Genomic DNA, 10,345 nt, shown 5'->3' with positions numbered 1-10,345 from the left:
TTCAGGTACTAGCGGGTAACTCCGTGGAGGTTCGAGTCCTCTCCTGGGCACCAGGATTCAGGCAAAAGCCCGCAGCAATGCGGGCTTTTTGCTTTTGCACAGTCGACAGCCCGGTCGATTACCAGCCATGGAAGCGCGCCCAGGTCTGCACCGCGCCGCATGACGGCACCGCTTGGTACGCCGGAAACTGCGCGCCCGTCGCGCACGCGTGGTTGGGCAGAACGCGCAGCTTCGTGCCCACCGGAAAACGCCCGACAAGATCGCTCGCCACCGTGCCGTCGGTGGCCCCCAGGATGCCGTGCTCCTGGTTCGCGCCGATCAGCGTGAGCCCGTCGAGGGGCATGCCGTCCAGCGTACACGGTTGCCCGTAGCCGTAGTCGTGCGCCTGCCTGGCGGTACCGCGGTCGCGGCTCATGGCCATCCAACCGGCATCGACGATCACCCAGCCTTTGTCAGGCTGATGGCCGATCACGGTCGTGAGCACGCTCAGCGCAATTTCATCCATCGCGCAGACACCCACGTTGTGCATCACGAGATCGAAGAAGACGTACACGCCCGCGCGCACCTCCGTCACGCCCGGCAGCCGCTCGGCGGCCAGCGCGGTGGGTGTCGAACCGACGCTGACGGCGGCGCACGGCACGCCGGCTTCGCGCAGGCGCTCGGCGGCGCGCACGCAGCCTGCACGCTCCTGCTCGGCCAGGGCAGCCAGCGCAGCACGGTCGCTGAGGTCGTAGCTGGAACCCGCGTGCGTCATCACGCCACCCACGTCGATGCCGCCGGCCTGCAGCGTGCGCCCCACGTCCAGCAGCGCATCCTGTTCGGGCGTGAGGCCGCAGCGGTGGCCATCGGTGTCGACCTCGATCCAGACTTCGCAGCGCTCGCCGTGCGTGCGGGCGTGGTCGACCACGGCCCGGGCGGCCTCGACATTGTCGACCACGAGCTTGAGGTCGCAGCCGCGCCTGCGCAGCGCCATGGCGCGCGGCAGCTTGCCCGCGACGATACCGACGGCATAGAGGATGCCCTTGATGCCTGCGGCAAAGAACGCCTCGGCCTCCTTCAACGTCGACACGGTGATGCCCTGCGCGCCGGCGGCCAGCTGCGCGCGCACGACGTCGAGGCACTTGGTGGTCTTCACGTGCGGGCGAAACTTCACGCCCAGCGCATTCATGCGGTGCTGCATGCGGGCGATGTTGTGCTGCATGCGCGGCAGGTCGATGAGCGCGGCGGGCGTGTCAAGCGCCTCCAGCGGGTGTGCGGTATCGGATGTCATGGTGGCCTCCTCAAACGGGTGCGGCAAAACGGCCGGCCCAGGGCAGCAGCCCGTCGAGCGTCGGCGAGGTGATTTCCGGCACCTGCGCACCTTGCACGGGCTTGAGCCCGATGCGGTTGTGCCAGTACGTGCGCAGGCCGACGGCGGCGGTGCCGAACATGTCGTAGCTGGAGCCCGCCACGAACGCGGCGTCGGCTGCATTCACGCCAAGCTGGTCCAGCGCCATCCGATACGGCTTCGGGTCGGGCTTGTAGACGCCCGCCTGCTCGGCCGTGACGACGACATCCCAACGGATGGGCAACAGCGCGGCGGCCTGCCGGCCCAGGCGCTCGGAGCAGTTCGTGACGACGGCCAGCCTGCAGTGTGGCTGCAGCGCGGTCAGCGCCTCCACCGCGCCGCTCCACGGCTGCAGCTCGAGCCAGTGGGCTTCCAGCGCGTCGGGCGCCGCATCGGGCAGGCCGACGTTGCTGGCAGCCTGCCGCACCATCGCTTCATACGGCACATACGCGCCGCAGCCGTACGTGAGCCGCAGATACTCCGCGCGCCACGTGCGGCCTGCCGGCTCAGAGCCGGCGGCGCGGTTCCACAGCGACCACGAATCGAGCAGCGCGGTCAGCAGATCGAACAGGACGGCCTTGGGGTAACGGGAAGGAGCGGCAGCAAGGGGCATGCGTGTCACCTGCATATCGGCGGGAATCGATGCAGCCGATTGTAGGCATCACGCGCGGTCTTTCGGTGAAGCCGCTTTGATTCATAGATTCAGTTGCACTACATCAGGCGCGCCACGGCGGCTGCGGTCTGAAGCGGCTTTGCAAGGCCTGCATGAAGTGGCGCGTGCGCTGCGGCAAGCCGGCACGGCCGTGTGTGAGCGCGATCACGTTGGCGTCGGGCGCCTTCCAGCCGGGTAGCAGGCGCACCAGGTGGCCGGCGCGCAGATCGTCCGCCACGTCCCATTCGGAGCGCAGGATGACGCCGCGGCCCTCGCGCGCCCACTGGCGGATCACGTCGCCGTCGTTGCAGACGAGGTGGTTCCGCACGCGCACGCTGCGGCTCGTGCGGCCCTTGCTGAAGTGCCACAGCGTGACATCCTCCTTGTTCTCCCGCAGCACGATGCACGGCAGCGCGGCAAGGTCCTCCGGTGCTTGCGGCAGGCCGAAACGCTTCACCAGCGCGGGCGATGCGCAGACAAACCGCGCATTCGGCGCAATCGCGTAGCCCACGAGGTTCGATACCTGCAACGCGCCGATATGCACCACCACATCAAAGCGATCCGCCGCCTCGGTGAGCGGTGCATCGGACAGCGTCAGTTCGATGTCGACATCCGGGTGCTGCTGCTGAAACTCGGCAATGATCGGCGCCACATAACGCCGCCCGAACCCGAGCGGCGCGTTGACCTTCAGCGTCCCGACCAGGCCGCCGCGGCGCGTGTGCAGGTCTTCCGACAGCGCATCGAGCTGGCGGATCAGCTCCGCGCCGCGCTCGCACAGCAGTGCGCCCTCCTGCGTGAATCGCAGGCTGCGCGCGGTCCGGTCGACCAGCCGCGTGCCAAGCTTCTTCTCCAGCTGCTGCAGGCGCTGCGACACGGCCGACGGCGTCAGGCCGAGCGCGCGCGCCGTCGCCACCAGGCTGCCGTTGTCCTGGATGGCGAGCAGGAAGCGCAGGTCGACGGAGTCCGTCATCCGCTATTTGCCGGCAAAGCGGTCCGTGGCGGCAATGAGCTGGTCGAGGATGCCGGGCTCGGACCACGCATGGCCCGCGCCTTCGATCAGGTGGAAGTCCGAATCGGGCCACGCCTGGTGCAGCGCGTAGGCATAGCGCGCTGGGCACGGCATGTCGTAGCGGCCATGCACGATCACGCCGGGAATGCCGGCCAGCCTGTGCGCCTCGCGCAGCAGCTGGCCTTCTTCGAGCCAGCACTGGTGCGTGAAGTAGTGGTTCTCCAGACGTGCGAAGGCCAGCGCGAAATGGTCGTCGGCGTGCTTGGCGCTGTTGCCCGGGTCGGGCAGCAGCGTGATGGTCTCGCCCTCCCACACGCTCCACGCGCGGGCCGCCTCGATCTGCTTGGCGGTATCGGTGCCGGTGAGGATCTTGCGGTAGGCCGCGATCATGTCGCCGCGCTCGTCTTCGGGGATGGGCGCCTGGAAGCGGGCCCATTTCTCCGGGAACATCTCCGACACGCCGTACTGGTAATACCAGCGCAGCTCGGCCTGCGTGACGGTGTAGACGCCGCGCAGCACGAGTTCGCTCACGTGCTGCGGATACTTCTGAGCGTAGGCCAGGGCCAGCGTCGAACCCCAGGAGCCGCCGAAGACGAGCCAGCGCCCGGCGCCGGCAATCGCGCGCAGGCGCTCGATGTCGGCCACGAGGTGCCACGTGGTGTTGGCTTCGAGCCCCGCGTGCGGCGTCGATCGGCCGCAGCCGCGCTGGTCAAACAGCATGACGTCGTAGCGCGCGGGGTCGAACAGGCGGCGGTGGTCGGCCGAGATGCCGCCGCCCGGCCCGCCGTGCAGGAACACCGCCGGCTTGGCGCCGGGCGTGCCGACGCGTTCGTAGTAGATCGTGTGGCCATCGCCCACGTCCAGCATGCCGGTTTCGTACGGTTCGATGGCGGGATACAGCGTGCGCAGTGCGGTCATGGCAATCCGGGAAGTGCGTGAACGGTGCTTGAGTGTAGCGCCGTTGCCGTGCCCGCCGTGCTTGCTGGTGGTGGCCCCCTCAGTGCAGCAGCTTGAGCAGGATCGTGGCGCACACGACCATCGCGGCGCCGCCGATGCGTGTGCTGATCTGCGCGAATGGCATCAGGCCCATGCGGTTGGATGCCGAGAGGATCGCCACGTCTCCCGTGCCGCCCAGGCCGCTGTGACACGCCGTCACGATGCCAGATTCCACCGGATGCATCCCCAGCCATCTGCCGACGAAGAAGCCCGATGCCACGAGCGCCAGCACCGTGGCCGCGCAGATCGCAAAGTAGCCAGGCGTGAACGCCACCACCAGTTCCTTCCAAGACACGAACAGCGCACCGAGCCCGACGAGGATCGCAAACGTGAGGTTGGTCGAGACAAACCGGTACATCTGGTAGGCGCCCAGCTCCATCTTCTCGGGCATGAGCTTCGTCACCTTCAGCACCGCCGCGCTAATGATCATGAGGATCGGCCCCGGAATGCCCGTGAACGGCGCCAGGAGCGCGCCGAAGATGAAGAACGCGCATGCAATCAGCAAGCCGGCGCCCATGAGCCCGAGCTGGATGGGGGCGTCCACATGATCGTTGCGCAGCAGGTCGGCATCGTCGCCGGCCTTGACGAGGTCGCCATTGCCGGTCAGATGCGGGCGCTTCTCGCCAAGCCACCTGAGCGCACCGCTCGACAGGATGGCGACCACGTTGCCGAGCAAGGCCGCCGGCACGAGCATGGCAACCAGCTCGGCTTGCGGCCGGCCCAGAATCTCTGCATAGCCGATCGAGAGCGGCAGGATGCCCTCCCCGATGCCGCCGCCCACAATGGGAATGACGATGAAGAAAAAGGTATGCATCGGGTCATGACCGAACAGCAGCCCGACCGACACGCCCGCCACGACGGCCGCCAGCGTGCCGACCAGCAGCGGCACGGACATCCGCATGAATCCCTGCACCAGCACGCGGTGGCGCATGCCGAGGATACTGCCCGCCACCAGGCAGGCGATGTAGAGATACTGGAGGTTGGCCGTCTTCATGGTGGTGGTCAGCGCCTTGACCATCTCGGGGTCGATCGCCTTGTAGCCGACCAGCGCCGACGGCACGAACAGGCACAGGATGGCCGCCCCGCCAACGTGCCGGAACACCGGAAGCCGCGCCCCGATCTCGCCCAACAGGAAGCCGAGCAGCATCAGCACGGCAAACCCGCCGATCATGTCGTTGGGCAGCTTCTTGCTGGCGGCCGCCAGGACCGTGACGGCGGCGATGACGACATAGAGCGGCAACGGCAACGGCCCGACGCGATAACGCGCGAGCGTGCGCCAGAACCCGGTGGGCGCGGCGTGATCCGCAGGCAGGGAGGCTTGCATGGTTTGTCTCCTGACAGGCGCGGCGTCGCCCCTCGTCTTGGGCGAGGTGACGATGCGCCGCTGTTGTGTGTGGTGGTGTAACGAAACGAGGAAGCGCTCAAGGCAGGCTGCCCGGTGGAGCCGCGGCAAGCCGCGCGCGCGTGGTGGCCGCAATGTCGCGCAACCACGGCCGCGCCTGCCAGTGCGCCCGCTGGAACGCGTCGATCTCGCTCCAGCGCGCCAGCGTCGCACCGATCATGTCCAGGCCATGCAGGAACATGTGTCGGTGCCGATCCGACAGGGCAAACGGCACTTCAACGCTGTGGCTGCGCACCGTCATCGCCTGCACATCAATGGCGATGCGGTGCGTGGCGGGGTCGGACACTTCGGCCAGGATGCGCGCCACATCGGCTGGCTCGAGCATCACGAGCAGCAGACGGTTGTTCATCGCGTTGCTGTAGAAGATCTCGCCAAAGCTCGGGGCGATGACGGCGCGAATGCCGAACTGCTGCAGCCCCCAGACCGCGTGCTCGCGGCTGGAGCCACATCCGAAGTTGCTCCCGCCGACGAGGATGGACGCTCCCTGGTACGCCGGCTGGTTCAGGACGCAGTCGCTGCGCGGCTCGTGGTTGGCGTCGTAACGCAGGTCGTACAGCACGCCGCGGTCGAGCCCGGCCTTGTCGATGCCGCGCAGGAACTGCTTCGGCATGATCTGATCGGTATCGAGGTTGGGCGTGGGCAGCGGCGCGGCGATGCCTTCGATGTACGTGGTCTCAGGCATGTGCGGTCTCCGGGTGAGGTTGCGGCTCGGCTTGCAGCTTGCGGACGTCGGTGATGCGGCCCGTGATGGCGGCGGCCGCCGCCATGGCCGGACTCATCAGGTGCGTGATGCCACCGCGCCCCTGGCGGCCTTCGAAGTTGCGGTTCGTGGTGGAGGCGCAGCGCTCTCCCGGCGCGAGCACGTCGTCGTTCATCGCCAGGCACATCGAGCAGCCGGGCTGGCGCCATTCAAAACCGCTGGCGATCAGCACCTCGGCAATGCCCTCCTGCTCGGCTTGCCGGCGCACTGCGCCCGACCCCGGCACGACCATCGCCCGCACACCCGCGGCCACGCGCCGGCCGCGCACGACGGCTGCCACCTCGCGCAGATCTTCAATGCGCGCATTCGTGCACGAACCGATGAACACGCGCTGCACCGGCACGCCCTCGATGGCGCTGCCGGCCTCCAGCCCCACGTAGCGCAAGGCCCGCTCGGATGCCGCTTGCGCCGGCGGAATCGTGCCGGTCACGGGGATGGCCTCATCCGGGCTGGTGCCCCACGTCACGTAGGGCGCGACCTCGCTGGCATCGAAGTGGTACTCGGCATCGAACTGCGCATCGGCATCGCTGAAGAGCTGGCGCCAGTCGGCCAATGCCGCGTTCACGTGGGTGCCTGCGACATCCCGTGCGTGTTCGAGCACGTAGCGCGTGGCCTTGGCGTCGGGCGCGATCAGCGCGCCGCGCGCACCGGCTTCCACCGCCATGTTGCACAGGGTCATGCGTGCCTCCATCGAGAGCGCCTGGATGGCACTGCCGGCAAATTCGACCACATAGCCGCGCGCACCCTGCGCGCCGATGCGGCTGATGACGTGGAGGATCAGGTCCTTGGCGGTGGTGCCTGTCGGCAGTTGCCCGTCCACGCGGATGCGCATGTCCTGCGCGAGCCGGTACACCAGCGTCTGCGTCGCCAGCACGTGCTCGACTTCGGACGTGCCGATGCCAAAGCCCAGCGCGCCGAACGCGCCGTAGGTGGTGGTGTGGCTGTCGCCGCAGAGCACGACCATGCCGGGGCGGATCATGCCCAGCTCCGGCGCGATCACATGCTCGATGCCCTGCAGCGCATCGTTCGTGTCGAACAGGACGATGCCGTGTTCGGCACAGTTCTCCGCCAGGTTGGACGCCTGCAACGCCGAAGCAGCGTCTTCGATGACGCGCACGCGCACCGGGTGCGTCGGGATGATGTGGTCGACCACCGCCATGTGCTGGCCTGGCGCCGCCACTGCGCGGCCTGCTTCGCGCAAGCCCGCAAAGGCCTGCGGGCTGGTGTACTCGTTCATGATGTGCAGATCGGCGTACAGCAGCACGTTCTGCGCATCGAGCCAGGCGACGGTGTGCGAGTCGACCAGCTTCTGATACAGCGTTTTTGCCATGCGTTCTCCATTCGTTCGATGCGTCCGGCGCGCCGGGCTTCCTTTGCGAGATGGAGTCTAGCCATGAAGATGCATTTTATAATTGTCCGACATCTTTATTTATTCTTTACTTCATTTGAATAATGGATCGCGTGTCCGATCTCGAGTTCTTTACCCGGCTGGTCAAGCAGGGCTCCCTGGCGGCGTTGGCGCGCGAGTTGGGCGTGACACCGCCGGCCGTGACGGCGCGGCTGGCGCAACTGGAAAGGCGCCTCGGCGTGCGCCTGCTCAACCGCACCACGCGGCGCCTGAGCGTCACGCATGAAGGCGAGATCTACCTGGCCACCGGCTCGCGGCTGCTGGAAGAACTCGAGGCGCTGGAGCAGGCCGTCTCCAGCAGCCGCGGCACACCGAAGGGCCTGTTGCGGGTGAATGCCACGTTCGGCTTCGGGCGCCGGCATATCGCGCCGGCCGTCGTCGAGTTCGCCCGGCGTTATCCCGAGGTGGAGGTGCAACTGGAGCTGACAGACCGCTCCGTCAACCTGGCCGACAAGGCGTTCGACATCGGCATCTGGTTCGGCACGGTCCCCGATTCGCGCATGGTGGCGCGCAAGATCGTCAGCAATCGCCGGCTGCTGTGCGCGTCGCCCGAATATCTCGCACGCGCGGGCGCGCCCCAGGTGCCGCGCGATCTGCAATCGCATGCGTGCATCGTGCTGCGCGAGAGCGATGCCGCCTACGGCACGTGGTACCTCACACGCGGCAGCAAGCATGAAACCGTCAAGGTGCGCGGGCCGCTGTGCACCAACGACGGCGAGACCGGCGTGCTGTGGGCGCTGGCCGGCTACGGCATCCTCATGCGCTCGGAGTGGGACATCCACGCCCACGTGCGCGACGGCCGGCTGGTGCCCGTGCTGACCGATTGGACGCTGCCCGTGGCCGATGTTTTCGCGGTGTATCCGGAGCGCGCGAACCTGTCGGCCAAAGTCAGCGCGTTCATCGATTTCCTCTCGGAGTGGTTCCAGCGCGACGCCGGCTGGGCCGACCGCCGCTGACCCATCGCCGCGCAATCCCACGCCAGACTCGGGGCGGCCCGACGTACGCCCGGCAATATTTTTGAACGACGTATAAAATTATGCGTCGTCAAAAATTATGTGCCGATCATGCCGTCCATCCCGTTCCCCATCGGAACCGGCCGCCGGGAGCGCAAGCGCCTCCAGACGCTGGACCACCTCGCCGCCACGGCATTCGCGCTGTTCGAGCAGCACGGTTACGACGCGGTGACGATGGAACAGATTGCAGCGCAGGCCGATGTCTCCAAAGGCACGCTGTACAACCACTTTCCGCTCAAGGAGGCGCTGCTGGCGCACCGCTTCCATGCCGAGCTGGCCGAGGGCGGTGCGCAGTTGCGCCCGCTGATTGAAGCGCAGGCGGATTTCGCGTCGCGGCTCTCGGTGCTGCTGTCTGCCTCGGCCGACTGGTGCAACGTCCGGCGTCCCTACCTGGCCGCGTACTTCCGCTACCGCTTCGCCAGTGCCGACCCCGCCGATCGCGGCCATGATGCGGACAAGCGCAGCGGGTTCGAAGCGGTGTTCATGGCGCTTATTGACGCGGCCCAACGCGCGGGCGAACTCGATACCCGGCTTGGTGCGGAGCATCTTGCCGGGCTGCTGGAGTACCTGTATCTCGGCGCGCTCATGCGCTGGCTGGCGCGCCCCGATACGGGCGCGCGCGACCTGCACGAAGGCTTTGCCGCCGTCATCGACCTGTTCCTGCACGGCGTCGCCCGCAAGGGGGCCTGATGGAAGCGCGCCTGGTCGACCACGCCGCGGCCGGCACCGGACTGCAGGCGGGCGACGTGCTCGTCGCGCCGAGCACCGACCCGGCCTGGACGCCGCTCTTCCTGAAAGCCAGCGCGCTGGTCATGGAAACCGGCGGCTATCTCTCCCACGGCGCGATCGTGGCGCGCGAATTCGGCATTCCGGCGGTGGTGAATCTGCCCGGCATCCGGGCGCAGCTGAAGAACGGCGACGCCCTCCGGGTGGACGGCAACGCCGGCGTCGTCTTTCGAGTGGAAGCGGAATCACGTTGATGTGGCGATGAGGCAACAACGGCACACCTGGTTTGCTGCGATGCAATATTCGGACTAATATTCGGGTATTCCCTGTTAGGGTTATCCCTAGTCATCGCTCAGAAAGGAACCGCCATGAAAGCCGCCGTCCTCAATGCTGCCCCCACCTCCCGCTTCGCCCGCTTCTGGCAGATCGTCCGCCGTGAAGCCGCCCGAGCTGTCGCGCTGCACGTGGAAAGCTGCGGCATGATGGCCGAGCTGTATCGCCGTTCGGGCCGCTAAGCGCCGCTGACACAACCGGGCGCGGCGCGGCCATCACGGCTTGAAGCCGGCTCGGATCAGGTTTCGCTCCACTGCCGCATGAGGTTGTGATACACGCCGATCAGCGTGCGGCGCGCCGTCTCGTCGGCGCCGGTCTGGTTCAGCGTCTGGATGGCGTTGTCCAGGTCGAACAGCATGGCGCGCTGCGCGTCATCGCGGATCAGGCTCTGGATCCAGAAGAAGCTCGCCACGCGCACGCCGCGTGTGATGGGCGTGACCTGGTGCAGGCTCGTGGCCGGATAGATGACGAGGTCTCCGGCATTGAGCTTGACGCTGTGCATGCCATAGGTGTCTTCGATCTGCAGTTCGCCGCCGTCGTAGCTGGCAGGATCTGACAGGAACAGCGTGGCCGAGATGTCGGTGCGCAGCTTGCGCCCGTCGTGCGGGTGGATGCGCACACTGCCATCGACGTGCGCGCCGAAGGTCATGCCCTCGCCATAACGGTTGAACATCGGCGGGTACACCACATTCGGCAACGCCGCGCTGATGAAGCGCGGG

At 67.3% G+C, this 10,345-nt stretch carries 12 protein-coding genes; 4 read left to right on the top strand and 8 right to left on the bottom strand.

Going from position 1 to position 10,345, the window contains the following annotated elements; all coding sequences use genetic code 11:
* Nucleotides 1–118: 118 nt before the first annotated feature.
* From A6M56_RS07820 to leuC, 7 genes are all read right to left on the bottom strand, one after another.
* Complete coding sequence (locus A6M56_RS07820) at nt 119–1,270, bottom strand: DSD1 family PLP-dependent enzyme (RefSeq protein WP_045219050.1); 1,152 nt, start codon at nt 1,268–1,270, stop codon at nt 119–121.
* 10 nt (nt 1,271–1,280) lie between these two features.
* Nucleotides 1,281–1,940 carry an HAD-IA family hydrolase gene (locus tag A6M56_RS07815; RefSeq protein WP_102079457.1) on the bottom strand — a complete coding sequence of 220 codons (660 nt, stop codon included), beginning with the start codon at nt 1,938–1,940 and terminating at the stop codon, nt 1,281–1,283.
* Between the two features lie 103 nt (nt 1,941–2,043).
* Nucleotides 2,044–2,949, bottom strand: a complete 906-nt coding sequence (locus A6M56_RS07810) for a LysR family transcriptional regulator (RefSeq protein WP_045219053.1) — start codon at nt 2,947–2,949, stop codon at nt 2,044–2,046.
* Between the two features lie 3 nt (nt 2,950–2,952).
* Complete coding sequence (pip, locus tag A6M56_RS07805) at nt 2,953–3,906, bottom strand: prolyl aminopeptidase (RefSeq protein ID WP_045219055.1); 954 nt, start codon at nt 3,904–3,906, stop codon at nt 2,953–2,955.
* 79 nt (nt 3,907–3,985) lie between these two features.
* A complete protein-coding gene (locus A6M56_RS07800) occupies nt 3,986–5,308 on the bottom strand; it encodes a 2-hydroxycarboxylate transporter family protein (protein WP_062738573.1) in 1,323 nt (440 codons plus the stop codon).
* A 97-nt stretch (nt 5,309–5,405) separates the two neighbouring features.
* The gene (leuD, locus tag A6M56_RS07795) at nt 5,406–6,068 is read right to left on the bottom strand and encodes a 3-isopropylmalate dehydratase small subunit (protein ID WP_045219059.1); all 663 of its coding nucleotides are present in this window, start codon (nt 6,066–6,068) and stop codon (nt 5,406–5,408) included.
* Entirely contained in the window at nt 6,061–7,476 is a 1,416-nt protein-coding gene (gene leuC / locus A6M56_RS07790; RefSeq protein ID WP_102079193.1) for a 3-isopropylmalate dehydratase large subunit, read from the bottom strand. The genes leuD and leuC overlap by 8 nt, the downstream gene beginning before the upstream one ends.
* 122 nt (nt 7,477–7,598) lie before the next feature.
* Here leuC and A6M56_RS07785 point away from each other — a divergent pair, with 122 nt between their 5' ends.
* The 4 genes from A6M56_RS07785 to A6M56_RS07770 all read left to right on the top strand — a co-directional run bounded on the left by A6M56_RS07785 (nt 7,599) and on the right by A6M56_RS07770 (nt 9,808).
* Nucleotides 7,599–8,510: a LysR family transcriptional regulator gene (locus A6M56_RS07785; protein ID WP_102079192.1), complete on the top strand. Its 912-nt coding sequence runs from the start codon at nt 7,599–7,601 to the stop codon at nt 8,508–8,510.
* A 108-nt stretch (nt 8,511–8,618) separates the two neighbouring features.
* A complete protein-coding gene (locus A6M56_RS07780; protein WP_102079456.1) occupies nt 8,619–9,257 on the top strand; it encodes a TetR/AcrR family transcriptional regulator in 639 nt (212 codons plus the stop codon).
* The gene (locus tag A6M56_RS07775; RefSeq protein ID WP_045219064.1) at nt 9,257–9,547 is read left to right on the top strand and encodes a PEP-utilizing enzyme; all 291 of its coding nucleotides are present in this window, start codon (nt 9,257–9,259) and stop codon (nt 9,545–9,547) included. The genes A6M56_RS07780 and A6M56_RS07775 overlap by 1 nt, the downstream gene beginning before the upstream one ends.
* Before the next feature lie 114 nt (nt 9,548–9,661).
* Nucleotides 9,662–9,808 (top strand): hypothetical protein, encoded by a 147-nt coding sequence (locus A6M56_RS07770; RefSeq protein WP_164491387.1) that lies wholly within the window; start codon nt 9,662–9,664, stop codon nt 9,806–9,808.
* A gap of 56 nt (nt 9,809–9,864) precedes the next feature.
* Here A6M56_RS07770 and A6M56_RS07765 read toward each other — a convergent pair.
* Nucleotides 9,865–10,345, bottom strand: a 481-nt coding sequence (locus A6M56_RS07765; RefSeq protein ID WP_286758010.1) for a Fe2+-dependent dioxygenase, incomplete at its 5' end; no start/stop codon positions are given.

Source organism: Ralstonia sp. RL, from assembly GCF_001683835.1.
GTDB lineage: Bacteria > Pseudomonadota > Gammaproteobacteria > Burkholderiales > Burkholderiaceae > Ralstonia > Ralstonia mannitolilytica.
The sequence above is the reverse complement of the archived record's forward strand: the minus strand, read 5'-3'. Positions and strand labels throughout refer to the sequence as shown.

Bases quoted from the DNA above. Each gene is read 5' to 3' on its own strand.
- A6M56_RS07770 (WP_164491387.1), top strand. From the start codon at position 9,662: ATGAAAGCCGCCGTCCTCAATGCTGCCCCCACCTCCCGCTTCGCCCGC.
- leuC (WP_102079193.1), bottom strand. From the start codon at position 7,476: ATGGCAAAAACGCTGTATCAGAAGCTGGTCGACTCGCACACCGTCGCC.
- A6M56_RS07800 (WP_062738573.1), bottom strand. From the start codon at position 5,308: ATGCAAGCCTCCCTGCCTGCGGATCACGCCGCGCCCACCGGGTTCTGG.
- A6M56_RS07810 (WP_045219053.1), bottom strand. From the start codon at position 2,949: ATGACGGACTCCGTCGACCTGCGCTTCCTGCTCGCCATCCAGGACAAC.
- A6M56_RS07780 (WP_102079456.1), top strand. From the start codon at position 8,619: ATGCCGTCCATCCCGTTCCCCATCGGAACCGGCCGCCGGGAGCGCAAG.
- A6M56_RS07815 (WP_102079457.1), bottom strand. From the start codon at position 1,940: ATGCCCCTTGCTGCCGCTCCTTCCCGTTACCCCAAGGCCGTCCTGTTC.
- A6M56_RS07775 (WP_045219064.1), top strand. From the start codon at position 9,257: ATGGAAGCGCGCCTGGTCGACCACGCCGCGGCCGGCACCGGACTGCAG.
- pip (WP_045219055.1), bottom strand. From the start codon at position 3,906: ATGACCGCACTGCGCACGCTGTATCCCGCCATCGAACCGTACGAAACC.
- A6M56_RS07820 (WP_045219050.1), bottom strand. From the start codon at position 1,270: ATGACATCCGATACCGCACACCCGCTGGAGGCGCTTGACACGCCCGCC.
- leuD (WP_045219059.1), bottom strand. From the start codon at position 6,068: ATGCCTGAGACCACGTACATCGAAGGCATCGCCGCGCCGCTGCCCACG.
- A6M56_RS07785 (WP_102079192.1), top strand. From the start codon at position 7,599: ATGGATCGCGTGTCCGATCTCGAGTTCTTTACCCGGCTGGTCAAGCAG.